This is a genomic window from Fictibacillus terranigra, assembly GCF_030412265.1.
Classification (GTDB): domain Bacteria; phylum Bacillota; class Bacilli; order Bacillales; family Fictibacillaceae; genus Fictibacillus_C; species Fictibacillus_C terrinigri.
Genome location: NZ_JAUHLN010000001.1, coordinates 1,022,790 through 1,047,140, shown reverse-complemented (window position 1 = coordinate 1,047,140; position 24,351 = coordinate 1,022,790). Strand labels below are relative to the sequence as shown.

The following is a 24,351-nucleotide window of genomic DNA, read 5'->3' as shown; positions in this document are numbered from 1 at the left end:
CAAGTTGTTCAAGCTAAACATTCAGCGGCAATCAGTTCATAGGAACGAATACGGTCTTTTATATCATGAGTAATCGTAACAATCATCATTTCGTCGGCTTCATAACGTAGATTCAGTTCTAGTAAACGTGATTTAACCTCAGCTGGACTTCCGGTAATGGACCGCTTTTTCATCGAATCCAGCCACTCATGTTCTTCTGGAGTCAGGGGATATTGCTTTGCTTCCTCAAGAGAAGGAACACCATTTCTTCCCTCTCCCTTTGCCAGTTGGATCTTCCAGATTTGATTCGGGAGTGCTAAATCATCAGCCTCTTCTTTTGTTTCTGCACATAGGGTTGAGACTGCCACAATGGTGTTTGGACCCGGCGACCAATGATTGCTTGTAAACCCGGATCTGTATTGATCAATGATATGAACTGCGTCCTGGTCACTCATAAACTCTCCAAATGCGTAGGACAAACCATGTTTTGCAGCCAGGATGGCACTTTTTTTGCTCGTCCCCAGGATCCATGGTTCAGGAAGAACCGCCGGCACAGGTGATGGAGAAATCTTTGAGAACATCTCATCGGGCGGAAAGTCATTTTTGAAAAAATGAAGCAAGGTTTCTACTGACTCTGGCATCTTCCGGACGTGTTCCAAATAGTTATCCGAGAGTGCCATCGTTGCCTCCGCTGATCCCCCAGGAGCTCTTCCTATCCCTATATCCATTCTGCCAGGAAATAATGTAGCGAGGAGATTATACGTTTCTGCCACTTTATACGGCTTGTAATGAGGCAGAAGAACCGCTCCAGAACCTAAGCGGATCGTTTCAGTCTGACCGCCGATATACCCGAGCATCACTTCCGGCGCGGGACAGGTCAGTCCAGGAAAATCATGATGTTCAGCGATCCAGTATCGCGTGTAGCCTAATTTCTCGCCCGCCTGCGCCAGGCTCAATGAGTTTTCAAGAGCCTGCTGGGCGGTCTGGCCGGCGGACACCGGCGATTGGTCTAGAATACTTAATCTCAAGAGCATTCCTTCTTTCTGCAAAGAGCTTTCCTTGCTTATCATTACCAATATATTAGCGAATTTCTATGAATCCTAAAAATAAAATGAACTGAAAAAAAAAGCATGCCAATGACTTAGGCATGTTTTTTCGCAGGTTGAATGTTTCTTGTTTTGTTTTTTGTGAAGCACGCTTCTCATTGTCAAAGTTAGATTCCGGAAGTAATTTACTTCTCTCCTGTAAATTTAATGCCTTTGACAAAATAGCGGTTAAAGAAAGCGTACAGAACCAGAATAGGGAGAGTAAAGACCATGGATGCGGCCATAATGTAATTCCAGAAGCTTATGAACTGTCCTTTAAAGGAATTCAGTCCGAGCGGCAAGGTAAACATGCTTTCATCAGACAAAATGACGAGCGGCCGCATGAAGTCGTTCCAGAATGCCATAAAGACAAAAATGGTCTGTGCAGCAAGTGCCGGTTTGGCCAATGGAAGAACAATTCTGAAGAATGTACCGAACTTGCCCAATCCATCGATGGCCGCTGCTTCTTCCACTTCTTTCGGAAAGTTGATGAAAAATTGCCGCATCATAAAGATGAAAGTTGCATTGACAGCTCCAGGAATAATCATGCCCTGGTACGTATTCAGCCACCCCAGTTCCTTAAGGATGAGGAAGTTCGGAATAAGCGTGACCTGAAATGGAATCATGAGAACAGCCAGAATGATGATGAAGATGCTCTTCTTGCCGGGAAAAGTGAGCCTGGCAAGAGCATACCCGGCCATGGAATTAAAGATCAGATTCAAAAAGGTACCCGCTGCAGCGATGAATAGACTGTTCAACAGCCAGCGGCCAAAGAGCGGCTCCCTTGTAAAAATTTCTTTATAGTTATCGAGTGTGAAATTTTCGGGTATGAAGTAAATGGTTCCGCTTACGATTTCACCGAGTGATTTAAAGGATGATGACAGGGCCCACAAAAACGGAAAAATGGTTATAACCGCGTAGATGATCAGAATCGCGTATAAAATAGTTCTGCCGATCGGTCGCTTTTTCACGGTATCCCTCCTTAGTAAAGTGATTCTTCTTTTGAAAATTTCCGCTGCAGCAAGGTCGCGATCAAAATGATGATGGCCAGCAGGAAAGCGAGTGCAGCCGCATATCCCATTGTTCCGAGCGACTTAAACGCGTATTGATAGATTAAAAGCACGACAGTGAGCGTTGAGTTGTTCGGACCGCCCGAGCCGGCTGAGAAGATGTACGATTGGTCAAACAGCTGGAATGTGCCGATCAATCCCATGATGACAACGAAAGAAGTGACTGGCCGCAAATTGGGAACTGTGATATGCCAGAATTTTTGCATACCGCTGGCGCCGTCCAGCTCTGCAGCTTCATAATGGCTGCCCGGAATATCCTGAAGGGCTGCCAAATAGATCACCATAAAGAACGGTGCAGTTGCCCAAATGTTCATGATCATGATCGCGATCAGAGCTACATCCGGATCCCCGATCCAGTTATAGGTCGGCAGGTGAAGGATATTAAGAAGGTGGTTGATCAATCCGTTCTGATTGTACATCCACATAAAGATCAACGTTAATACTGCCGATGAAGTCAACGTGGGTAAAAAGTAGACAATTCTAAAAAATTTCTGCCCTTTCATGCCTGCGTTAAGAGAGGCAGCCAGTACAAGAGCGAGCATCGTCTGCAATGGAACCACAATCACGACATATAAGACCGTATTTTTCAAGGCGATATGCGCCCTGTCGTCAAAAGTTACTTTTAAGAAATTATCCAGTCCGCGAAATTCATAATGAGAGCCTCCGAGCAGCTGCACTTTATGGAAAGAAAGGAAGATGGCATACAGGATGGGAGCGATTACAAAAATGCCAAGAATCACCAACACCGGTGTCATAAACAAGTAACCCTGTCCTGCTTCCCTTGTGCGTTTAATAAATGACTTGCCTCGTTTCATGTTCCTCACCTCTTTCTTTTATCATTCTGTTACTTTTATTTCTTTGTTAGCTTGTTTTTCAGCGTCCTTTAATGCTTCGTTCAATGGCCGTTCACCAAGATAGGCACTTAAGAACTGGTTGTTGAAATTATTCATGATGATTGGCAGCATCGGTCCGTCCTGCCAAACTGTTGCATACTTCGCTCCTTTAACGAGCGGACCTCGCAATTGGTCTTTGTCATAGCCTAATTCAGCCGCCACCGATTTTCGAGTCGGAAGGGCGAATCCTTTGCTTGTCCACTTCTTCATTCCTTCTTTTCCGGTCAAATATTGAATCAATTCCCAAGAGGCTTTTTTATGCTTTGATTCTGCATTCATCACATAGCCGACGGTGAAGGACATCGTTCCTTTTTTTCCATTGATCGTTGGCAGTTCTGCTGTTCCATAGTCCACCTTTGGAAATGTATCTTTCATAAAAGGGATGTTCCAATTCCCTTCCATTACCATCGCTGCCCTTCCCTGCCCGAACATTTCACCGCCGGAGCCAGAACCAACCTCGGATGGCTGTGCGGCTGTCTTGTCTTTCAGGTGCATCTCTAAAAATGGCTGGAACGAGCGGACGACACGGTTCTGCGCGAAGGTGGCATGGTCTTTTGTGATTACTTGTCCGCCCTGAGACTCCGCCATGTAATAAAGCCGTTCTATCTGTGGCATGACACCCAGTCCATACACTTTATTGCCTTTCGTCAGTTTTTTTGCATCAGCGCGAAGTTCTTCCCATGTTCTTGGAGGCTCGCTGATGCCTGCTTCTTTAAACTTTTTTTTATTATAAAAAAGGGCCAGGGTTGAATAATCCTTGGGGAACCCATAAATCTTCCCGTTCTCTTTAAAGGCATCCAGCTGCTGTTTTTCAAAATCCCCGATATCAAAGTCCTTGTCCACATACTTGTCGAGCGGTTCAATCGCTCCTGTTTGAATTAATCCAGGTGCTTCGAAAGCATCCAGGTAAAACACATCAGCCGCTGTACCCCCAATTAGCCGGGTCTTTATGACATCCATGTACTGGTCATTGATCTGGTTGAACTTGACGTCGATGTTTGGATGTGACTTCTCAAAGTCGCTCAATACATCCAGCAGAAGTTTTTTTTCAATGGGGTTACCTCCCCAGCCGCTTAGTGTAATTGTTGTTTTGTCATGTTTTGACTCTGTCTCTTCTTTTGGGCTGCATCCCGTAAGAAGAGAAGAAGCGAGCAGGGCAGCCACCCCGGCTGCCGAAATGGATTTTTTCAGCTTCATTGCGATACGCTCCTTTCTGAGGATCTGTTATGCCTGTTCACTTAGTAGTACCTCGTACCCGGTTGTGTTGTGGTCTACTGATACTACATCCTTTCCGTCTTTTTTTTTCACGGAGAGAGACAGATGTCCCTGTCCAATTTTCATGCGGGTTACCTTCAGTTCGTTGACTTGGTCGATCAGCCTAGGAGATAAGTGGATCACTCCGTTTAAACCGTCAGGGAAAAGTCCGAGCATGGTCTGGATAAAAACAAGCGGTGTTCCCGCAGCCCAGGCTTGCGGTGAACATGCAACCGGATATTTTACTGCTCTGCCGGCTGATGTGCCATAGCCGCAGAATAATTCAGGCAAACGGTCATATTCAAAGTCCTGGGCCGCTTGGATTAAACCATCCATGATCTTATTTGCTTCTTTTTGGTGATTTGTTTTACTCATCCCCAGGAGAATCATGCTGTTATCATGAGGCCAGACGCTGCCGTCATGGTAGCTCATCGGGTTATACCCCGCTTCTCCTTCTGCCATCGTTCGGATGCCGTATCCTGAAAAGAATCGAGGCGAAACGAGTTGATCTACCGTCTGGTGTGCATGTATTTCATCCATCATACCTGAAAATAACACGTGCCCCGGATTGGAGGTCATCGTTCCTACTTGATTTTTATCTTTATCAAGGGCAATTGCATAAAAAGATTGATCTTCCATCCAGAACCGATCGTGGAAATTCCTTTTCAGCTGCTGTGCTTGCTCTCTCAGTCTTACTGCCTCATCCGATTTACCTGATTTTTCGTAGAGGTCTGCAATCCCCATTTTCGCCTGGTACACATACCCTTGCACCTCAGATAAAGCGATTGGAGTTTCAGCATAATCCCCGTTTCGATGCACGACCGAGTCGTCGGAGTCCTTCCACCCTTGGTTCGCGATTCCTTTGCTGGACTCTTGATGGTATTCGACAAATCCATCGCCATCCCGGTCACCATACTGATCAATCCATTTGAGAGCGTCTTCAACATTTTGCTTCAGCTCTTCAGCAAGCACAAGATCTCCGGTCCATTTTGTATATTCCGTTAAAAGAATCAAAAAAAGAGGGGTCGCATCAATCGTTCCGTAATAAGGTGTGAATGGGATCTGTCCTGTCGCCGCCAGTTCTCCATAGCGGATTTCATGCATGATTTTACCTGGCTGCTCATCACGCCATGGATCGGCTTTCGTCCCTTGTTGAGAAGCCATCGTCATCAATGTTCCTTTTGCGATTTCCGGATTAAAAGGAAGCATCTGAAGAGCGGCAATGAGGCTGTCCCTTCCGAACGGTACTCCGAACCACGGAAGTCCGGCAACTGGAAATCTTCCAAACCCGATGTCTGTCAGCAGCACCCGAAGATCAAGGACTCCGCGTTCTACCAATCTCTGAAGCGCTGGACTGTCACATTGGACTTTCGTTGTTCCTTCTTCCCACTCACGGTAAGAAGCTTCTAATTTTTCATGGGCATCATCAGGAGCGATCGCCTTGCCTGACTGACCGCCGATCTCAGGAATAATGGTAAAGGTCACAGACTGAACCTCCGAATGGCTCAATGAAAAGTGAAAGGTAATTCCTTCTGTGTCTGATACAGTATCTGCTTTCCGATCCCAAGTTACCTTTGTAGCTCGCTTTACATGATCAGCACCTTCGTAATAGTAGTTGATTCCATTATCGGTTCGCTCTTCCCCAGAACGCTCCCCAACTTCACCGTATTGAAAACCGCGGACAATGAACATGTCAGTAAAATCAACATCCAGCAATAAACTAATATCAAACTCAACTGGTTTTGGAAAAAAGCTTTTTACCTGGATCGTTTCGTACAGCACTCCATTATAGATTAAACGCTTTCTTTCTAGCTGGATGGACTCTCTCCAGAGGATCAGCTCACCGTCCTCCTCCATATGAGGGTTTGTCAGCAAAATTCTTGCACTGTAATTTTCATCTGCAGAAGAAGAAAGCAGAATCGGATCTTCACCATTGATTTTTAAATCAAACTTGCTTAAAAAACGTGTATCCTTCGTGTAAAGCCCCAATCCATACGTGTTGTCAACAGGGATATTCCCTTTATCGTCTGTTAGTAGAAATAGATCGTTTTCTTTGATCACTCTGTAATCCATCGTTCTCCTCCTGATTGGAACCGAAACGTTTCGGAACCCGTCAAAAAAATATAGAATCCGAAACGTTTTCAGTTCGCTCGTTTTAAAAACCACTACGCTTCGTGGTTTTTAGCTGTTGATTCTCTTTTAATTAAATTTGTGTTTAATACTTTCTTGCGGCTGCCCGCTTTCCCCTCTAGAATCTGGATCAGTAAAATGGCTGATTCATAGCCGATCTGATAACGGTCCTGTGCTATCGTTGTGAGAGTCGGCGACGAATAGGAAGCCAGTATAATGTCGTCAAAGCCAGCAACAGACAGCGCTTGTGGAACTTGTTTCCCCATCCCGGCTGCGGCTTTTATGGTTCCAAGAGCCATTAAATCACTTGCACAGAAAATGGCGGTAATCTTGGGATTTTTCTTTAACAGTTCAGCTGCCTGGACCTGAGCTTCTGATTCAGAAAACGCACCATCTACTACATTTTCCTCTTTGAAGTCCAGCTTTGCTTCTTCTAATGCGAGACGGTAGCCCTCGAGCCGTTCTTGACTGACAAATGCCTGCTTGTGGCCGTTGATCATCCCGATCTGGCGATGCCCCAGTCCAATGAGATGCTCTACAGCTTTTTTAGCTCCTTCTTTATTGTCAGTAGTCACATATCCTACACTGTCGCTTTCAATGGGAATGTCGACGAGTACACAGGGAATATCGCTTTCGACTACTTCCCTGAGATAAGGGTCATCCGTTTTGATTCCCTGCAGGATTACACCGTCTACTTTTCTTTCCTGGCAAAGCTGATTATACGTTTTTTCCTGCTGCAATTCAGTATTCGTACTGAATAGGATGAGGTCATAGCCCCGTTCTCCCGCACAGTCATTGATTCCGCAAAGGACTTCATACGTAAAATTATCCTTGCTGCCTTCGATCTGCATCCCTGAAACAAGGAGCCCTATTGTTTTCGTCTTTTTCATCACGAGGCTTCGTGCCAAAAGGTTCGGGCTGTAATTCAGTTCTTTGGCAACGGCTTTAATTTTGTCTCTCGTTTTCTCGTTTACATCGGAATAACCATTAAGAGCTCTGGAAACAGTTGTCACTGAGACTCCGGCATGTTTTGCGATGTCTTTTATAGTAGCCACATGCATTCCTCCAAAACGTTTCGGGAACATAATGTCTATACTATAACGTTTAGAGAAGGCGCTTTCAACCCTTTGGTTAAACTTTTCGATATGTAAAAGGAGATTCCAATCCGCGTTGTACCGCGTCTTGAGCATCTCCTTCGTGATTTATTTCCCTTTTCTTATGTTAAATTGATCTTCAAGCATGCTCCAGTTATGAGGGAACGGCTCACCAAGCACCCAGTAGGCAATTCCCCGAAGGTTATAATATTTTAGCTGGTTGAATTTAGCCTGGGCACTTTCTTCGTTCTCGAACCAGACTACATGTTTAACGCCTTTATCATCTGTATAGTTGAAATAGGGTGAATGAGCTTTGTTGTCGTACTTGATATCTGCGCCTTCCTTGATGGCGAGTTCAGAGGCCTCCTGCGGAGCGATTCGTTTGGCCGAAGGATTATCCTTTTTGTAAGGAAGAATCCAATCATAACCGTAAAGAGGGGCTCCCATTACAATCTTATTCCGCGGAATCACGGATGCAGCATATTCAATAACTTTCCTTACCTGCGGGATCGGTGACACCGCCATCGGCGGTCCTCCTGACCATCCCCATTCATAGGTCATGAGGATTACAAAATCCGCCAGCTGACCATGTCTTTTATAATCATGGGCTCCGTGCCATGGTCCTGACTGCTCATCACTCGATTTAGGTGCAAGTGCTGTAGAGGTGATAAATCCTGCTCTTTTCACACGTGGCAAGATGGATGCCAGGAATTCGTTGTAAAGCTCTCTATCTTTTGAACGAATATGCTCGAAATCGATGTTGAGTGCCTTATATCCTTTTGCTCTCATCGTCTGAATGACATTTTTGATCAAACGCTCGGATACGGTTTTGTCTGTAAAAATTTTATGTGCCACATCAGGGGAGAAATTTCCTTCTGTAAAGTTAGTCAGGACGAGCATCGGAACTGACCCTTGTTTTTTTGCAGCGGCCAATGCCTGATCGTCTTTAATTCCGATCAAATTTCCGTCTGGTTTCACCCGATAGCTGAAAAATGCAACATAGGATAAGTGCCGGCCTACATCTTTAACTTCTTTTACAGCCGCCCTCGGGTCAACCGGTTCAAGAAAACCGATTGTGGAGATTTTCGTTTTCTTATGAGCCGTTTGTGACGGTTTTACCTCTTTTTGTTTACTGCCATTGTATTTTACCTGCTGCAGCCTCGGATGCTCTTTTCCGGCCTGATCTGCATCCGCAGCGCCCTCCTCCTGGCTTTTCGTGCCTCCGCACCCCGACAGTGCCAGTGATAGTGCAAATGTAATTGCGAGAATCTTCTTCAATTCGGTACCTCCTTTTTTCCTTATGTTTCCTTTACGAAATGGCAGTTATACGAGAAGATGACGAGCAAAATTTGGAAGCAGGGTCTTCAAAAAGGGGGGGAATTACGTTACGCTTGGAGAAACCAAAGGAAGAAAGGCGGGCAATACATGAAATGGCCATATCTATGCATCGCAGGCGGAGCCGCTTTATGGGGAACCATCGGTATTTTCATTAAAGAATTGTCGCATATCGGGTTTACCCCCATTCAGATTGTTGTATTAAGGGCATTGAGCGCCTCCCTCGTGTTTATCATGATCACTTGTTCTTCTAACCGCTCACTGCTCAGGATCAAATTAAAGGACAGCCATTATTTTATAGGTACCGGCCTGCTCAGTATCGCTTTTTTTAACTGGTGCTATTTTAAAGCCATGGAAGAAATGTCACTTTCGGCCGCTGCGGTGCTGTTATATACAGCTCCGGCTTTTGTCTTGATACTGTCGCGCTTCTTTTTCAGGGACTTGATCACAGCCAAGAAGGTAACAGCTCTCGCTATTACATTCCTCGGCTGTCTGTTTGTTGTAGGTTATTTGCCTGCTGCGCATGCAGGCGTTTCACTGATCGGATTATTCACAGGTTTGGGAGCTGGGTTAGGATACTCTTTATACAGTATTTTTGGGAAAGCAGCATCCGTTAAATACCATACATTGACTATTACAACCTATACGTTTCTTTTTGCAGGACTGGCGTTATTTCCAGTCAGCGGCCTGTCCGCCTCTTTCCATCTGCTGGGCAATGGACAGACACTGCTTTATATTGCAGGGCTTGGAATCTTTCCAACTGTCCTTGCGTATCTTCTATACACAGTGGGACTCAGGCATGTTGAACCAAGCAGGGCCGCCATCGTTTCTACGATTGAGCCCGTTGTTGCCACACTCACCGGATGGTTTCTTTTTCAAGAAGCACTGACGGTCTGGCAGACTGCCGGTATTCTGCTCGTCATTTCTGCCGCAGTCGTTGTACAGGATAAAAAAACGCGGCAAACTCTTCAAAAAAAGATCAGTGCTTCCTAAAAAAAGAGGCGGGATCCAATGATTCCGCCTCTTTCATCCTTTATTTTTTCTTAGACAGCCATCGGGCCACATTTTCCGCATCCTTGCCTTGAATTAATTCTGCGGGCATACCGCCACCGCCTTTTTTAATCTGTTTCAATATTTCTGCCTTGTTATGCTCTTTTCCGACTTCCTTCAACGCTGGCCCTGTACCGCCTTCCAGGTTGTTTCCATGGCAGCTGGCGCAATTTTGTTTATATGTTTTCTCCGCAGAAGCTGTATCCATTGCGCCGCTCTTTCCGCCTCCGTTGTCCCCGCCTGAGGAGCAGGCTGACAAAGCTAGAACCAATCCTAAAACAAACGTAATCTTTTTAAACATACATGTGGCCTCCCAAAATAGATAAATATTCCATTACATTCAAAGTTTCCACATCATTTAAGGATTTAAACATTTTTCCTATTTAATTAACTTTTCTAGAGAAGCGTCCGCATTTTGTTTACAATGAACCTATTACAACTACCCGAAATGAGGAATACAATGATGAAAGCTTTAACATTCCATGAATTTGGAGGACCAGAAGTATTGCAATATGAGGATGTTCAAGATCCAATACTGCGAAAGAATGAAATACTTGTTCGAATGAAAGCGATCGGTCTCAACTTTGCAGATGTTTATCGCAGAAAAGGGAATTATCACTTAAAAGGCAATCCTCCCTATATTGCCGGCTATGAAGGCGCAGGAGTGGTCGAGGAAGTCGGCGAAAATGTAACAGGTGTAAAACCAGGAGACCGGGCGGCCTTTGCTGATGTGCCTTTTGCCAATGCCGAACTTGTCGCTGTCCCGAAAGACCACCTTATTCCTTTGCCTGAAGGCATCTCATTTGAAGCAGCCTCTTCCCTTCTGCTTCAAGGGCTGACGGCTCAATACCTGACAAAAGACAGCTATCCTGTTACTGCAGGCACCCTTCTTGTTGTGCATGCGGCAGCAGGAGGTGTAGGCCAGCTCCTAATTCAAATCTCCAAAGCATTGGGAAGTTCAGTAATCGGTCTAACGTCTTCTCCTGCAAAGAGGGAAGCAGCTTTGTCCGCTGGTGCAGACCATGTATTTCTCTACGATGAGGACTGGATATCTAAAGTAAAGGAAGTCTCTCCAGGAAATAAAGGAGCAGATGTGATTTACGATTCCGTAGGAAATACGCTTTCGGAGAGCTTTAATGCAGTAAAAATCGGGGGCACCGTCGTATTTTATGGAATGGCAGGCGGCGACCCGCTCCCAGTTGATCCCCGTATGCTGATGGACACTTCAAAAACACTCACAGGCGGGGATCTATGGAATGTCATTACCTCCCATTCCGAGAGAGTATTCCGCGCCAGTCAGTTGTTTGATATGATTCAATCCGGCTCTGTCAAAATCCCGGAAGTCACATCCTTTAAGCTTTCTGAAGGTGCAGAAGCCCACCGTTTCTTGGAAAGCCGAAAGAGCACAGGCAAGATTTTGCTTATTCCCTAATGAAAAAGCGAGTGGTTCTCTCTGATTCCACTCGCTTTTGCTATTCATATTGAAGGTGCAATGCCTTGATCCGTTCCTTCGTCATCGTAAGCAACAGCTGGTTATTGAGTGTTTTTGCCATCTTGTAGGTCAGCATTAAAAACTTCTCCAACCCTGGCTTACACCCTTTTACAAAAGCCAATTCATCACACTTTGTTTCAGAATGCAGATTGATTTCTCCTTCAAGGACAGGGTATTGTGAATGCCCGATCTCATGCCAAATGATCGCTTGCTTCATGTCTCTGTCTTTACAAAAAAAAGCATAATCATAAACTACGATGAAACGGTCATATTCAGGATCAAGAGAAGAATAGCACAGCGTCAAAATTCGATTATCTATGTTCCATAAATGGAGCCATTGCTCGTTTTCAAGGCCAAACGTTCTCATGATTTCGGATTTATCTTCTATAATGGCTATACGCTCACCATATATTTCTTCATTTAAACTTTCACAGAGACAGATCACGGCCATCTCTCCTTTTTTTTCTTTCACCTCTTTCTTTTAACATATGTGACAACCTCTTTGACTATTCTGCGAGTTTACTTGACACAGCAAAAAAGCCTATCCATAAAGAATAGGCTTTTACCTTGCTTGCTTCGAGACAGGCAGCAAGATGGTTACAGTCGTCCCTTTATTTAATTTACTGGAGAAAGAAATCATCCCTTTATGATTTTCGATGATCTTAAGACTAACCATAAGACCAAGGCCAATTCCCTTCTCCTTATTCGAATAAAAAGGCTCGCCAAGCCGATTAAGCCTCTCCTCACTGATGCCGACCCCTTCATCTTGAATGGTTAAACACACCTGTTCTTTATGGAGTGAGGTTTTAATTTTTAAGGTTCCTCCACTGGCCATCGCTTCTATTGCATTTTTGATCACATTGATCAGCACTTGTTTGATTTGGTTTCCTTCACTTCTCACAAGTGGGAGATCGTCGGAAAGGCATGTTTTAAACTGGACATTGTTCAAATTGGCTTCAGAATCGAGCAATACGATCGTTTGCCGAATAAATTGGTTGATATCATTCCATTTGTAGACCATATCCGTGTGAGGCTTGGCAAGAATCAGAAATTCATTAATAATCGATTCAATCCGGTCCAGCTCAGAGAGAATAATTTCGCTCACATGTCGACTAATATCGGGTTTAATGAGCTGTATGAAGCCTTTTATACTTGTCAGCGGGTTTCGGATTTCATGCGCAATCCCAGCTGCAAGCTCACCAACGACCGCTAGTTTGTCAGATTTCCGGAGCAGCTCTTCTTTGTCTCTCAAATCCGTTATATCTTCTACAATCCCAGCTACCCGCCAAATGTTTCCCTGCTCATCATAAATGGGGAATGCCCTTGAACGCACCCACCTTAATTCATTATCGGGCCGGACGATCCGATACTCTATTTCATATTCCGTTTCAGGAACGGACTCAAACGTGCCAGAGATTCGATCCATGTCTTCAGGGTAGACGGTATCATAAAACGTAATTCTTTTCTCAAAAATATCCCTGACATTTCTGCCCCAGACCTTTTCAAACGAAGGGCTTAAATAAATATAGTTTTCTGTCGCTGTATCCCTCATCCAAAAGACATCGTTCGCGTTTTCAGCAAATTGGCGAAAACGTTCTTCGCTTTCAAGAAGACCGAGTTCCATCCGCTTTTGTTCAGTTACATCACGCGATACCCCAACAATTCCATACACGTTTCCATCAGATGTCTTCAAAGGCGAAATCATGGCCTGATAGTAGAAGGACTTGCCATCTCCCGACCTTCCCCATTCGAAAAATCTGGATTTTCCTGTTGTCAGCACTTCAGAGCAGACTTTCTCATGGCCTGCTTTCAGGTGACCGAACATTTCCCGGACACTCCGGCCGATATAGATATCGGGATTCACTTTATGCTTTTTCATCCATTTCCCGTACATTCCCGTGTGAATCAAGTCTTTATCAAGCGTAAACACCGTGTCCTCCATGGAAGTGACGAGAGACCTGAACTTTTCCTCGCTTTTGCGGAGAGCTTCTTCGATTTTGCCTCTCCCTGTAATCGGATTAATCGTTACCACCACTTGGCGAGCACTTTCCTTGTCCATGCAAACGGGCATTGTGCTCACGACATACCAGTGGTACGACATTTTTTCAGACAAAACAATGCCAATGATTCTGTCCTTGATCGCCTGTCCTGTCCTTAATGTAATTTGAGAAGGATAATTGTTGAAATCCAGTGGGGATCCGGTTTCATCCAATGCTATGAATTTTGCTTGTTTGTACGAACAGCCCTCTACCTTTGCATTGGAAAGGCCCAGCATTTGACAGGCAGCTGAATTGATATGCTCGATAACTGCTGAGGAAGAAAGGATAAGCACCCCGCTTGCTACAGCATTGAATAGATTTTTGATATTTTCTGCAGTGTAGTATGCAGAGCCTGTACCCGTGCTTTCATCAATTAGTTTCATATAAATCAACCTTAACTCAATATTTTAAAGATTGCTTCTCTTTCCTTTCATCATAGCACAATCCCTCTTTTACATAAATTGTCTTTCTCCCTATTTGTAAAGAAAAACCATATGCATAAACGAGCCCTTTTTTCGTAAAGGAGGTTCTTGTCCCTTTCTCGCAATCCATGAAATGAATATAGTATTTCAAAGGGGTGAATTAATATATGTCAAGAAGAAGTGAATCTTCTCGCCACCGGAGGGATGAATCCTCAGGAAGGAGAAGAAGTTCCTCATCAAGAAGAGGAAGAAGAAATGAATCCTCATCAAGAAGAGGAAGAAGAAATGAGTCTTCATCAAGAAGAGAAAGAAGAAACGAATCTTCATCAAGAAGAGGAAGAAGAAACGAGTCTTCATCAAGAAGAGGAAGAAGAAACGAATCTTCATCAAGAAGAGGAAGAAGAAACGAGTCTTCATCCAGCAGCAGTATCAATTTCACGGTTGATATTGAATCATCATCCAGCAGTTCAAGCAGTTCAAGCAGCTCCAGCAGTTCATCAAGCAGCTTCCGCCGCTCAAGAATGAGATCAATGTTCCCTGTGCAGGGCGCTCAGCAGAATCGAAGAAACCAGCGTCCGATTCAAGTAAACTGCAACTGCGGTCAACAGAATCCAACCATGGGAGCCATGGACAGGAACAGACCAATGCAGCAGCGTCCGATTCAAGTTACTCAAAACTGCAACTGCGGCAGAGGCCAGAGTCCTACGATGGGAGCCATGGATCAGAACAGACCAATGCGGCAGCGTCCGATTCAAGTCACTCAAAACTGTAACTGTGGACAGCCCTCCAACCAGGGCCCTACAATGGGAGCCATGGACAGGCAGAGGCCGCGCTGCCGACGATTCTGTGAGAACGTTTGTCATTCTTTGTTCGGAAGACGAAGACAGCAGTGTATTGAGGATTGTCTTGCGTGTCGAGACCATCGACACCATCGAGACGATCGAGGCAGCGTGATGGGCACCATGGACGACAATGACTCTAACTGGAGATCACCAGGTAATAGAGGCGATGTGATGGGTGTACAAAGCGATATGAACGACGGCCACTACTGGGACTATGAATTTTAATCAGTAAAATTACAAAGGCACCCTCTTTCCTGTAAGGGGAGGTGCCTTTACATATTCAAGGATAATTCGCGGCTTGATCGGGCATTTTAGATAGATACGGAGGTGGATGCAGATGAAACAGTTTGATTTGGCTCATTTAACGAGTGAGCAAAAAGCAAAACTGGATCAGATAGAGAAAGAACTGGATGTCGTATTGATCGCTTGGGACAGGCAAGGGAAGGCAGACAACATCCAGCAAAACAATAATTTTGACATCTAAAAAACCCTTCGCATGAAGGGTTTTTTCATTGGTGCCAGGCACCATTTCAAAGGCACCATTTCAAGAAACATGAAAAGTCACAGGCTTCATGGCAGGCTCGATGCGTTTGAATTGATACCTGTTTTTCATAAGGTACTCCAGAAGCTTTGGCAGGCTTTCCAACGTTTCTTTCCTTTCGTGCAGCAGGATGACAACGGGTTCTTTACGATGTTCCATGTTTTTTATCTGAACGATGGAATATTCCACATACTGCGGGCTTCGGAACGACCAGTCCTTGCTGTCGATGGTCCAGTCCCACAGCTGATAACCGTGCTCTCTTACTGCATCCTGGTATGCTGGCTTCATATAAGGTGCACTGCCGTATGGCGTCCGAATAAGAACGGACTTTTTGCCCGTGATCTTCTGAAGCGCCAAATTATCCTGATCCATTTCCTGAACGACGGTTTCTTTTGTGCGGTAGAACTTTTTTGGATCATGGGAAACACCGTGGAGGCCAAGAGCCTGTCCTTCTTGATCCATCCGTTTAACGGCCTCGGGGAACCTTAAGATGTTCGGTTCCAGCATAAAAAACGTCGCTTTTGCTTGGAACTGGTTCAATATATCCAAGATCCCTCCCGATACATGGGACGGGCCATCATCAAATGTTAAATAGACTGTTTTTCGTTCAGAAGGATCGATTTGTTTTTGCTTCGTTTCTGATTTATGTACAGCCGGAGCCATTGCGGCTTTTTTCGTTTCTTTGTTTTCTATCTTTATTCTCTTTGGTGTTTTTAGCTTCTTTACTGAAGTTTCATTCTTTTCTTGGATGTTATTTGTCTCTTTTTGTGATTGTGTAGCGGTTGATATGTGGGCGGTTGTCTTCTTGGCTATTTGAATCTCCGTCCCTGCATTGGCAGCTGTAGCAGTTTTCTCTTTCGGCTTTTTGCTTTCATTGGCGGTTTTTGGATGAGATGAAAGCGATGCCGGCGTTTTCTGAGAATATGGCTTTTTCTTTATTTCCTCTTTATGCTGCTTTCCCATGGCCTCGTTTGCTTTAATTTTGTTCACATGCCATGTTCCGAAAATCACAAACAACGTTACTAAAGTCAACACTAATAAAACCGCAGCTTCTCTTTTGCCGGCCTTTTGTCTTGCTTCCCCTATAGATTCTCTCACCGTTTCCTCACCTTATCTTTACATAACTTTTATACTCTCTCAGTATAAAGGTTTTTTTGTAAGAAAAGGTAAAAAAATAGAAAATTTTATAAAAATAGTAATAATTCCCCCGATGTATGCCAGATCATACGATTAGTCTTTCGCATCCTGGTCTGCCTGTGCATCGTCAATCGGCAGGAAGGACAAAACTTCTTTCACAATAGCATTAATTTTCCCGTCTATAAAAGAAGAACCGAACTTCTCTTTAGCCTTCTCAATCTCCTGCTGCACTTCTTTTTCGAACTGGATCAAAGGGACATCCTCTTCTGCTTCATTGTATAGGTCAATCATCGCTTCGAGCCCTTCCTGCATGCGGTCAATGGCATCACTATAGAGCTTCTTGCTTTTTTTGTTGAGCTTCATATTTTATCACCCGTTCTCATTATCTCCGTTTTTTTATGCCTAAATCCTTTTTTCTAGACATGTACCCTGTCCGTTTCCGGCATTCTTCATAAATTGAAAAGTGAGTAATGGCTAAACTTAAATATAAAGGAGAGAACGTTTAATGTATCATTACGGCTATGGCTGTCATCATCCACGTGTTATTATTCACCCTACCCAGTGCTGTGTTCAGCAGCACTTTCACACCGAAGAGGTCGTTCACGTCCATCCAGTGCAGATCCAGCATGTCAATCACCTGCTGTATCAGCACGTTCATGAATATCCTGTCTCCCAATATGAAACCTGCCAGGTTCATCACCAAAACATTCAATGCGGCGCCCCTCCTTGTTGCTGATCTGATCACTTTTCCGCCTGTGAAACCAAAGGTTCACAGGTTCTTTATATAAAAAGAGAAGAAGTGTTGAAACTCCAATCACACCGTGATATATTGATTTCTTGAATAAGTCTGACACCCGGCAAACAGCCAGGCTAAATTGGACGCTTGAATAAGCCAACCCTTGTGGTTGGTTTATTTGCTTGAATGGATTTTCACTGTGAAAGGGGATTAATCATTAACACATGAAAAGCTTTATTAAAGAATTCATCTTAATTATTGTTGGGTCATTCTTTTTCTCTCTTGGCGTAAACTGCTTCGCCATTCCAAATGAATTGGGGGAAGGCGGGGTCACCGGTATCTCCATGATCTTATACTACCTCTTCTCCTGGTCGCCAAGTTACACGAACTTTATTATGAATGGCATCCTTTTAGTGATCGGGTATAAGCTCCTTAACAAGCGAGTGACACTGTATACGGTCTTCTGCATTGTTTTCACATCGGTTTTCCTTCATATGACAGAAGGATTAGGCTCACCCGTTAAGGATACGATTCTCGCTTCCGTGTTTGCCGGTATCTTTATTGGAATAGGTCTCGGGCTGGTCCTACGATCTGGGGGGACCACCGGAGGTTCGACCATACTTGCTCGAATGGCAAACCAGTATCTGGGCTGGAGCATCAGTGGTTCCATGCTCGGGTTTGACCTGTTGGTCGTACTGAGCTCGTATTTTGTCATCGGAGCACAAAACACGATGTATACCGTCATCTCCATTTACATCTCTACAAAAGTGCTTGATTACATTATTGAAGGCTTCGATACCCGTAAAGCGGTCACAATCATCTCCCAGCAGGCTGATGAAATTGCAAAAAAGGTAAACGATGACATGGACAGAGGTGTGACTGTGTTTTCGGCTCATGGGAGCTATACAAAGGAATCAAAAGAAATCTTATATGTAGTAATCAATAAACAAGAATTGTTTGAGCTAAAAAAAATAGTACATCGAATTGACGAAAAAGCCTTTGTCGTCATCCACGATGTCCGTGATGTCTTCGGGGAAGGATTCACTTTTCCAAAAACAGAGGTTTCCTGAGAACAAAAAAAGGCCTGCCGTTACGCCCAAAGAGGTTACGCCGGCAGTCCTTTTTGTTTGTTATACCGCTTGTTTGAGAATAAATTCTCTGATCGCATGAGCCACTCCATGCTGATCATTTTCCAATGTAGTAAAATGGCAAATTTCTTTAATTTCAGGCAGGGCATTACCCATTGCTATGCTCGTGCCCGCAAATTTCATCATCGGCCAGTCATTCAAGTTGTCCCCGATCGCAACTGTGTCCTGGTAGGGTATGCTAAAATGATCCGCCATTCCTTTTAATCCATTTCCCTTATTGGCCATTTCATGGTTGATTTCAAGATTGTGTTCTGCTGAACTCGTAATAGAAAGCCCTGTATATGCCAAAGCCGATTTTCGGATTTCCCCGAGTTTATCCAACGAATATGAGAACGGAAGAATTTTATTAATGGCCAGGTCATCTGTCCATATATCCCGGAAGGAAGAGATCGGAACTTGACCGAACTGCACCAGGTAGCCTTGAGCGGCTTTCCACAATTCCTCTGAGTTGATCTCCGGATTTGCTGATTTAACCATATCTATTTCAACCTGAACCCCTTTTTCTCCGAAATTCGGGGTATAGATTCCTTTATTCGTATGAAGATGGTAAAAAACGTTCATCTCTTCCAGTTGGGTGAGGATATTGAAGGCCGGTTCCTTTTGAAGGGGATAAGCCTGCACAATTTCCCCTTCATCATATAGGACAGCTCCATTGGCACCAATCACCGGGCATTCTAGGCCTGCCTTCTCAAGAAGATTCAAAACATCTTCCACTGCACGGCCCGTACAAATGGCTACGATATTGCCTTGAGCCTGAGCCTCTTTAATGGCCCGCGCATTTTCGCTGCTGATAAACCCCTCCCTCATCAACAGTGTTCCGTCAAGATCGATTGCGATTAATTTCATGTTGTCCTCCTTACAGAATTATTGTTTCTACATCAGATTGTTCAAATAATGCCGTTAAACGGCGGTCGATTTCCTGGTCCGTCACTAAAATGTCAATGTCCTCCAGCCCGCACACCTTCTGAAAATAACTGCGGTTGAATTTCGTTGAATCAGCCAGTACGATGACTTGATCAGAACGCTTGATCATTTCCTTCAATAAAAAACCTTCTTCCTCAAAAGGAATGGTCAGCCCGTTTGAGGAGATGCCGCATGCTCCAAGAAAGAGTTTGTTGACCCTCATATCAGATAGATGCTGAATCGTTCTTGCTCCATAAATGGACCGGTGTTCATTGTTCAGCACCCCCCCAAGCATGTGGATCGACACGTTACCTTTACGGGACAGGATTCCTGCGATATCAATAGAGTTTGTTACGACTACATTCCGATCAGTATTTATATTCTCAGCCAAATATTGCACTGTGGTGGATACATCCATGAGAAGATGGTCTCCATCCTGGATCAGTCCAGCGGCAAATTTCCCGATTTGTTTTTTTGCCTCAGAATCTTTTTTCAGGCGCTGATCGTAGTTAAATACTTCATGATAAAGAATTGGAAACTTCGCACCGCCCCTTGTTCGGACAATTTTTCCTTCTTCCTCAAGTTTTATCAAATCTCTCCTTGCCGTATCTCTGGAAACCTTATTCATTCTGCATATCGTTTCCATATCCACACGGTCATGCTGTTTTATATAGTTAACGATGGCTTCCATCCGTTCATCCTGATACATCCCTTTTTCACCCCTCGCTAAGTAATTATAAGTATTTCTAAGTATTGTTGCAATATTTTATGCAAAATCACGAAAAAAATAAGCAAAAGTGATGCAAATCTTCACTTTTGCTTATTTCTGCTTTTATTGAAGAGAAGAGAAAGCTTGATTCCAGCGCCTTGCGTCTCCAACCGCCTGTTGATCTGTTTCAATATCATGTGGTGCATTAGCTGTTCCAATCATATAATCTGCAAAGGACATACCCATAAAATCGAAAATATGCTGAAATTGCTGAATTAACGGCAATGCCTTAATCTTCGGCTGATCTCCACCGCATGTAACAACATAGACCTTCTTTTGGCTCATTTTCTTTTTAAATTCAAAACGGCTGTCCCGAAGGCTCTGTGACCAGCGATCTACAAAGTTTTTCATAACCCCAGACATGCCGTACCAATAAACCGGGGTGGAAAAAATCAAAATATCATGTTCAAGCACCTTATCAATCACTTCTTCATAATCATCCGCTACAGGCTGAAAGCCCCCGTCCGCGTGCCTTAAGTCATCAATGGGCGTTATCTTTTTATCTTTTAAAATAATTGGAGTATATTCGATACCCTCAAGTGCCATTTCAGTCAGCTGCTGGGTATTTCCATCGATCCTGGAGCTGCCTATGATCGCTGCAATTTTCATTCCAATCCCACCCTTATAATAGTATTTTTCTGTATCATACAAGAGATTCCATGGTCCTGCCCAGCAACTGAACTTCAAGGTTATCGAAAATGTTCTTTTTTACGCTGTTTTGCTTTAAACGCACACCAAGAATTTCTGGAAGCTGCATAACTTCCAATGGCTGCATAGCCGTAAAAAAAGCCCATAAAGATTCCAGCGATTAAATCCTGCCGGTGACTATAAAAAATGGATAGCACAAGACCGATCACCAGAGCTGCTGTCGGTATTAATGCCCTGGGCAGAGGGGTGAAAAGCTTAACGAGCTGCGTCAGGATCACAACGATGGGAACAGCGAGCACTCCGTCCCAAAAATTGGTATGAATAACTGGAAAGACTTCCATGCGCGGTTCCTCTCTTTTTCTAAAGTACCCACAGTATGACCAATCTTTCAAAGGTGAAAACATACAAAAACAGGTGCCAGGCACCACGATTACACAAGTGTGTAATTGCGGTGCCTGGCACCTAGCCCTTAAACCTTTAACAAGCTTTCGACTTTTTGGATGAGGTCTTTCAATTCATTCTGAAAGGACTTCATCTTTTCCATTTTCTCCTCAAGCATATCCCGCTGTTCTTTAAGCCCTGCCGCAATTTCTTCAAGTTCAGATTGCTTGAAGGTCTTGTCCCTTGACGTTTCATATTGCACTTTATGCTCCAGAACACGTCCTTTAATGCTAAGAAAATGCTGAAGTTCCTGTAAAGAAAAGCCGAGCACTTCCTTCGCATCCACAACTCGCTTCAACTGTTCAATGTCCTCTTCGGTGTATAGACGGACTTGTCCGTCGCTTCGCTCTGGAGGCTGTATGAGGCCGATCTCCTCATAGTAACGGATGGCCCTTTTTGTTATCCCCGTCATCTTTGCTGCTTCATCAATCTTTATCCAGTTCACCCTGATCACTCCCTATTATAAAGTATACATTTATGATTACGTTAACGTCAACGTAACTAGAGGGTCAATTTGTTGATACGGTGAGGAGTAAAGAGGTTTGTTCCTTGTTGAAAATGATGCGTTTGGTGAGTAAAGCGTGTCGAACCGTGAGTAAAAGAGGAAAACCCGTGAGTAAAATGTGTTGAACCGCGAGTAAATGCCCCAAACCCGTGAGTAACGCAGCCGCACAGTGAAGATTAGCCCCAAAACCACCTCAATATACCTCCTAATTACCTAATCAGGAATTGAAAAGACAATTTTTAAAAGAAAAACCTCAAGGATGAGCTTCCTGAACCATGAATTTGTTCCTATTTTTCAAAAAACCATTGAAAGATCAACCAGATTAAGATGGTTTGCACCTGATACACGAAGATCAGCCTGTAAACCGCCTCTATTTTCATCTTTTTTCCTTTACTGCAAACCGATTCCAAAACAAAAAAAACCGCCAAAAGGGCGGTTCTGGTTAATTTTTATTAATAGTTTCGTTCCGACCATTGATTTTCTGTTATGGTGCTTTGAATTTTCTTTCCGGATGAGTTCATTGCCTTCACATCTTTTACATACCAGCCGCGGCCGTTGACAGAAGCATCTGTTTTATAAACAAAACGGACAAATTTAGAATTTTCCGGAAGAAATGCCGTCTGCTGCTTCCATCCATCACTTTTTCCTGTAAACGCCATATCCGTCTTTTGCCATGTCTTGCCGTCTGAAGATGCTTCAACGGTTCCGTTATCACTGTTCTTTTCAATCTCATACCAGGTGTGGAAGCTGATGCTTTCAGCAGGTTCACTTAGTTCAAAAACAACAGGACGGGTAATCGAGTCGCCGTAGCCAGCAAACCATGCTTTTTCATTTCGTTTCAATGGAACAGGAATCGAGTCGGCAGCAGAACGCGCCACTTCCCGGCGTACAGGATTTAATGACGGAGTATTGCGCGTTGGATGAACGCGGTTGGTCAGGGTTAGAACGATCATCTTGTTTTTTTGGCTGACAACCATCGTCGTACCGGTAAAGCCCGTATGGCCTAGAGTCGCCGTATCTGATAGAGCATCCATGTACCAGCCTTGATCCAGCTCCCACCCCAGCCCATGGGAGTTGGAAGGAAACTGCGGAAGCTGATTTTCTTGAAGAAGTTCGACAGTAGATGGCTTTAGAATCCTCTTATGTCCATACTTTCCGTGTTGAAGCATCATATGAGCAAACACCGCCAGATCGTGTGCGGAGGAAAAGACGCCTGCATGGCCGGCAACACCATTAAGCGACCAGGCATTCTCATCATGTACCTCTCCCCATACGATGCCCCGGTTAATATATGGTTCATATTCTGTAGCTGCAATACGGGGTTTTAGGTAGGCCGGCGGATTGTACATCGTGTCTCGCATCTTCAGCGGACCCGTAATTGCTTCTTTAACGTATTGATCCAGCCTTTTTCCTGAAAGCCTTTCGACAAGAACACCAAGTGTAATCATATTCAGGTCACTATATGTATAGGTTGTTCCGGGTGCATTCTTTAATGGGTGAGTCAGCGCAATATGGAGACGATCCTCTCTGTTGCTTCCCATCTTATATAATGGAATGAACGGCTCAAAGCCGGAAGTATGTGTAAGAAGCTGGCGGATCGTCACGCTTTCCTTTCCGTTTTCCTTAAACTCAGGAATGTAGTCAGCCACTCGGTCATCCAGTTTAAATTTACCTTGTTCATACAGCTTCATTGCCGCTGTTGCCGTAAAGATTTTACTGATGGATGCCAGGTCAAAAATGGTATTTTTCGTCATCGGAACCGGATGCTCCATTTCTGTGAATTGATCATCCGTATAACGGGCGGCATAACCGTAAGCCTCCCATTTCGCAATTGAACCTTTCCTGGCAATTAATACAACACCGCCAGGGATCATCTTTGTTCCCATCGCTTTGTTCATCGTTGTGTCGATGCTGCTCAGTGATTCCGGGTGGAGCCCTGCACTTCTCGGGGTACCATTATGAATGACCGGTGAAGAGGAGCCCGGATGATTCCAGTCACCTCGGTGTTCATGATCCTGCTTTTCGCTTTGCGCCTTAGCCATCGCAGGCGCTCCTGCAGTTAAAGCTAGATTTATCCCTAATAAAATGGCTGCCGGCTGTTTCCATCTTCTTAACATTGCTTCTCCTCCGTTTTCAGAAAATTCAATTCATTAACTAAAGGGTAGCACGTTACACTGAAAAAGCCATGCCACTAAGGTCCTGATCTATATTTTTCCATTTCCTATTTTCCCATAACTTTTTCAATTACAAGACTTTCAACCAAGCAGATTTACTAGACTTTATCCCCCCTCACAAATCAATAAAGCGTGACTATTGCACCTGTTTTTTTCTTTACTTCCATACTATAATCTGATAGTTAATATTTTCTAAATATATGTTTATAGACAGGAAACGGAGAAATGGAGGGTGTTTAATGATCAGATGGCTTAAAAGAAAGAAATTCATTTCAAATGCATATATATCGCCAAACGATAGGAACCCCATTGATTCCCGTTCCTCAGCAGCAGCTCGTCTGGAGCCAAAATCCATTTCACCTGACAAAGAAGTTGAACATTATAACAGCAGGCTTTTGCAATTTGGCATTGATATCTGTCAGATGCCTAGGTGGACACCCCCGACAAAGAATACTAGAAAAGAAGCCTTCATCATCGCATCATACATAGCAAACGACATTGAACTACGATCATTTTTTCTTAACAAAAGAAGTCTGCCCACCTCCCAGCTTTTAAAAAAGTTTCAAAAGAAGAGCATCACTCGATATGCCCCCTATATTATCGCTACAGCTCTTATCGTGATTGAAGACTATCATAATCTTAAAGGCTATTTGCCAGAATAGGA

Annotated in this window: 26 protein-coding genes; 8 read left to right on the top strand and 18 right to left on the bottom strand. The window is 44.0% G+C overall.

Annotation, left to right across the window (positions count from 1 at the left end; all coding sequences use genetic code 11):
• Nucleotides 1-8: 8 nt before the first annotated feature.
• The 7 genes from QYF49_RS05265 to QYF49_RS05235 form a co-directional block, all read right to left on the bottom strand.
• The gene (locus QYF49_RS05265; RefSeq protein ID WP_290398553.1) at nt 9-1,007 is read right to left on the bottom strand and encodes an LLM class flavin-dependent oxidoreductase; all 999 of its coding nucleotides are present in this window, start codon (nt 1,005-1,007) and stop codon (nt 9-11) included.
• Nucleotides 1,008-1,210: 203 nt separating this feature from the next.
• Entirely contained in the window at nt 1,211-2,035 is an 825-nt protein-coding gene (locus QYF49_RS05260; RefSeq protein ID WP_290398552.1) for a carbohydrate ABC transporter permease, read from the bottom strand.
• Between the two features lie 11 nt (nt 2,036-2,046).
• Nucleotides 2,047-2,949, bottom strand: coding sequence for a carbohydrate ABC transporter permease (locus QYF49_RS05255; RefSeq protein ID WP_290398551.1), 903 nt, complete (start codon nt 2,947-2,949; stop codon nt 2,047-2,049).
• Between the two features lie 21 nt (nt 2,950-2,970).
• Entirely contained in the window at nt 2,971-4,224 is a 1,254-nt protein-coding gene (locus QYF49_RS05250; protein WP_290398550.1) for an ABC transporter substrate-binding protein, read from the bottom strand.
• 27 nt (nt 4,225-4,251) lie between these two features.
• Entirely contained in the window at nt 4,252-6,354 is a 2,103-nt protein-coding gene (locus QYF49_RS05245; RefSeq protein ID WP_290398549.1) for an amylo-alpha-1,6-glucosidase, read from the bottom strand.
• A gap of 92 nt (nt 6,355-6,446) precedes the next feature.
• On the bottom strand, nt 6,447-7,466 hold the full coding sequence (locus tag QYF49_RS05240) for a LacI family DNA-binding transcriptional regulator (protein WP_290398548.1): 1,020 nt from the start codon (nt 7,464-7,466) through the stop codon (nt 6,447-6,449).
• Between the two features lie 147 nt (nt 7,467-7,613).
• Nucleotides 7,614-8,783, bottom strand: a complete 1,170-nt coding sequence (locus tag QYF49_RS05235) for a glycosyl hydrolase family 18 protein (RefSeq protein ID WP_290398547.1) — start codon at nt 8,781-8,783, stop codon at nt 7,614-7,616.
• 147 nt (nt 8,784-8,930) lie between these two features.
• Here QYF49_RS05235 and QYF49_RS05230 point away from each other — a divergent pair, with 147 nt between their 5' ends.
• Complete coding sequence (locus QYF49_RS05230) at nt 8,931-9,833, top strand: DMT family transporter (protein ID WP_290398546.1); 903 nt, start codon at nt 8,931-8,933, stop codon at nt 9,831-9,833.
• A 40-nt stretch (nt 9,834-9,873) separates the two neighbouring features.
• Here the strand turns inward: QYF49_RS05230 and QYF49_RS05225 are convergent, their stop codons facing one another.
• The gene (locus QYF49_RS05225; RefSeq protein ID WP_290398545.1) at nt 9,874-10,191 is read right to left on the bottom strand and encodes a c-type cytochrome; all 318 of its coding nucleotides are present in this window, start codon (nt 10,189-10,191) and stop codon (nt 9,874-9,876) included.
• Between the two features lie 162 nt (nt 10,192-10,353).
• Here QYF49_RS05225 and QYF49_RS05220 point away from each other — a divergent pair, with 162 nt between their 5' ends.
• Nucleotides 10,354-11,322 carry a quinone oxidoreductase family protein gene (locus tag QYF49_RS05220; RefSeq protein WP_290399053.1) on the top strand — a complete coding sequence of 323 codons (969 nt, stop codon included), beginning with the start codon at nt 10,354-10,356 and terminating at the stop codon, nt 11,320-11,322.
• Nucleotides 11,323-11,362: 40 nt separating this feature from the next.
• On the opposite strand, the gene QYF49_RS05215 is transcribed toward QYF49_RS05220, so the two are convergent.
• Together QYF49_RS05215 and QYF49_RS05210 are read right to left on the bottom strand one after the other, a co-directional pair.
• Nucleotides 11,363-11,827: a hypothetical protein gene (locus QYF49_RS05215; protein WP_290398544.1), complete on the bottom strand. Its 465-nt coding sequence runs from the start codon at nt 11,825-11,827 to the stop codon at nt 11,363-11,365.
• 117 nt (nt 11,828-11,944) lie between these two features.
• A complete protein-coding gene (locus QYF49_RS05210) occupies nt 11,945-13,804 on the bottom strand; it encodes a PAS domain-containing sensor histidine kinase (RefSeq protein ID WP_290398543.1) in 1,860 nt (619 codons plus the stop codon).
• Nucleotides 13,805-14,047: 243 nt separating this feature from the next.
• On the opposite strand from QYF49_RS05210, the gene QYF49_RS05205 reads away from it, so the two are divergent.
• From QYF49_RS05205 to QYF49_RS05195, 3 genes are all read left to right on the top strand, one after another.
• Nucleotides 14,048-14,368: a hypothetical protein gene (locus QYF49_RS05205; protein ID WP_290398542.1), complete on the top strand. Its 321-nt coding sequence runs from the start codon at nt 14,048-14,050 to the stop codon at nt 14,366-14,368.
• Nucleotides 14,369-14,373: 5 nt separating this feature from the next.
• Nucleotides 14,374-14,910 (top strand): hypothetical protein, encoded by a 537-nt coding sequence (locus QYF49_RS05200; protein WP_290398541.1) that lies wholly within the window; start codon nt 14,374-14,376, stop codon nt 14,908-14,910.
• Nucleotides 14,911-15,022: 112 nt separating this feature from the next.
• Nucleotides 15,023-15,169: a hypothetical protein gene (locus QYF49_RS05195; protein ID WP_290398540.1), complete on the top strand. Its 147-nt coding sequence runs from the start codon at nt 15,023-15,025 to the stop codon at nt 15,167-15,169.
• A 60-nt stretch (nt 15,170-15,229) separates the two neighbouring features.
• Here QYF49_RS05195 and QYF49_RS05190 read toward each other — a convergent pair whose 3' ends face one another.
• Nucleotides 15,230-16,324 carry a polysaccharide deacetylase family protein gene (locus QYF49_RS05190; RefSeq protein WP_290398539.1) on the bottom strand — a complete coding sequence of 365 codons (1,095 nt, stop codon included), beginning with the start codon at nt 16,322-16,324 and terminating at the stop codon, nt 15,230-15,232.
• Between the two features lie 132 nt (nt 16,325-16,456).
• Nucleotides 16,457-16,726: an atypical membrane-integrating protein (Mistic protein) gene (locus QYF49_RS05185; protein ID WP_290398538.1), complete on the bottom strand. Its 270-nt coding sequence runs from the start codon at nt 16,724-16,726 to the stop codon at nt 16,457-16,459.
• Nucleotides 16,727-16,868: 142 nt separating this feature from the next.
• Between QYF49_RS05185 and QYF49_RS25665 the strand changes: the two genes are divergently transcribed.
• Both QYF49_RS25665 and QYF49_RS05175 read left to right on the top strand, forming a co-directional pair.
• Nucleotides 16,869-17,099, top strand: coding sequence for a CotD family spore coat protein (locus QYF49_RS25665; RefSeq protein WP_354005797.1), 231 nt, complete (start codon nt 16,869-16,871; stop codon nt 17,097-17,099).
• A 224-nt stretch (nt 17,100-17,323) separates the two neighbouring features.
• Nucleotides 17,324-18,169, top strand: a complete 846-nt coding sequence (locus QYF49_RS05175; protein WP_290398536.1) for a YitT family protein — start codon at nt 17,324-17,326, stop codon at nt 18,167-18,169.
• Between the two features lie 60 nt (nt 18,170-18,229).
• Here QYF49_RS05175 and QYF49_RS05170 read toward each other — a convergent pair whose 3' ends face one another.
• From QYF49_RS05170 to QYF49_RS05145, 6 genes are all read right to left on the bottom strand, one after another.
• Nucleotides 18,230-19,093 carry a Cof-type HAD-IIB family hydrolase gene (locus QYF49_RS05170; RefSeq protein ID WP_290398535.1) on the bottom strand — a complete coding sequence of 288 codons (864 nt, stop codon included), beginning with the start codon at nt 19,091-19,093 and terminating at the stop codon, nt 18,230-18,232.
• 10 nt (nt 19,094-19,103) lie between these two features.
• A complete protein-coding gene (locus QYF49_RS05165; protein ID WP_290398534.1) occupies nt 19,104-19,859 on the bottom strand; it encodes a DeoR/GlpR family DNA-binding transcription regulator in 756 nt (251 codons plus the stop codon).
• Nucleotides 19,860-19,982: 123 nt separating this feature from the next.
• Entirely contained in the window at nt 19,983-20,522 is a 540-nt protein-coding gene (locus tag QYF49_RS05160) for a flavodoxin family protein (RefSeq protein ID WP_290399052.1), read from the bottom strand.
• Nucleotides 20,523-20,608: 86 nt separating this feature from the next.
• Complete coding sequence (locus QYF49_RS05155) at nt 20,609-20,908, bottom strand: hypothetical protein (RefSeq protein ID WP_290398533.1); 300 nt, start codon at nt 20,906-20,908, stop codon at nt 20,609-20,611.
• A 128-nt stretch (nt 20,909-21,036) separates the two neighbouring features.
• The gene (locus QYF49_RS05150) at nt 21,037-21,453 is read right to left on the bottom strand and encodes a MerR family transcriptional regulator (protein ID WP_290398532.1); all 417 of its coding nucleotides are present in this window, start codon (nt 21,451-21,453) and stop codon (nt 21,037-21,039) included.
• A gap of 512 nt (nt 21,454-21,965) precedes the next feature.
• Nucleotides 21,966-23,630 (bottom strand): serine hydrolase domain-containing protein, encoded by a 1,665-nt coding sequence (locus QYF49_RS05145; protein ID WP_425589546.1) that lies wholly within the window; start codon nt 23,628-23,630, stop codon nt 21,966-21,968.
• Between the two features lie 296 nt (nt 23,631-23,926).
• Between QYF49_RS05145 and QYF49_RS05140 the strand changes: the two genes are divergently transcribed.
• Nucleotides 23,927-24,349 carry a hypothetical protein gene (locus QYF49_RS05140; RefSeq protein ID WP_290398531.1) on the top strand — a complete coding sequence of 141 codons (423 nt, stop codon included), beginning with the start codon at nt 23,927-23,929 and terminating at the stop codon, nt 24,347-24,349.
• Nucleotides 24,350-24,351: the final 2 nt, after the last annotated feature.

Bases quoted from the DNA above. Each gene is read 5' to 3' on its own strand.
- QYF49_RS05255 (WP_290398551.1), bottom strand. From the start codon at position 2,949: ATGAAACGAGGCAAGTCATTTATTAAACGCACAAGGGAAGCAGGACAG.
- QYF49_RS05250 (WP_290398550.1), bottom strand. From the start codon at position 4,224: ATGAAGCTGAAAAAATCCATTTCGGCAGCCGGGGTGGCTGCCCTGCTC.
- QYF49_RS05245 (WP_290398549.1), bottom strand. From the start codon at position 6,354: ATGGATTACAGAGTGATCAAAGAAAACGATCTATTTCTACTAACAGAC.
- QYF49_RS05230 (WP_290398546.1), top strand. From the start codon at position 8,931: ATGAAATGGCCATATCTATGCATCGCAGGCGGAGCCGCTTTATGGGGA.
- QYF49_RS05225 (WP_290398545.1), bottom strand. From the start codon at position 10,191: ATGTTTAAAAAGATTACGTTTGTTTTAGGATTGGTTCTAGCTTTGTCA.
- QYF49_RS05220 (WP_290399053.1), top strand. From the start codon at position 10,354: ATGAAAGCTTTAACATTCCATGAATTTGGAGGACCAGAAGTATTGCAA.
- QYF49_RS05210 (WP_290398543.1), bottom strand. From the start codon at position 13,804: ATGAAACTAATTGATGAAAGCACGGGTACAGGCTCTGCATACTACACT.
- QYF49_RS05205 (WP_290398542.1), top strand. From the start codon at position 14,048: ATGAATCCTCAGGAAGGAGAAGAAGTTCCTCATCAAGAAGAGGAAGAA.
- QYF49_RS05200 (WP_290398541.1), top strand. From the start codon at position 14,374: ATGTTCCCTGTGCAGGGCGCTCAGCAGAATCGAAGAAACCAGCGTCCG.
- QYF49_RS05195 (WP_290398540.1), top strand. From the start codon at position 15,023: ATGAAACAGTTTGATTTGGCTCATTTAACGAGTGAGCAAAAAGCAAAA.
- QYF49_RS05185 (WP_290398538.1), bottom strand. From the start codon at position 16,726: ATGAAGCTCAACAAAAAAAGCAAGAAGCTCTATAGTGATGCCATTGAC.
- QYF49_RS25665 (WP_354005797.1), top strand. From the start codon at position 16,869: ATGTATCATTACGGCTATGGCTGTCATCATCCACGTGTTATTATTCAC.
- QYF49_RS05175 (WP_290398536.1), top strand. From the start codon at position 17,324: ATGAAAAGCTTTATTAAAGAATTCATCTTAATTATTGTTGGGTCATTC.
- QYF49_RS05170 (WP_290398535.1), bottom strand. From the start codon at position 19,093: ATGAAATTAATCGCAATCGATCTTGACGGAACACTGTTGATGAGGGAG.
- QYF49_RS05165 (WP_290398534.1), bottom strand. From the start codon at position 19,859: ATGTATCAGGATGAACGGATGGAAGCCATCGTTAACTATATAAAACAG.
- QYF49_RS05155 (WP_290398533.1), bottom strand. From the start codon at position 20,908: ATGGAAGTCTTTCCAGTTATTCATACCAATTTTTGGGACGGAGTGCTC.
- QYF49_RS05145 (WP_425589546.1), bottom strand. From the start codon at position 23,630: ATGTTAAGAAGATGGAAACAGCCGGCAGCCATTTTATTAGGGATAAAT.
- QYF49_RS05140 (WP_290398531.1), top strand. From the start codon at position 23,927: ATGATCAGATGGCTTAAAAGAAAGAAATTCATTTCAAATGCATATATA.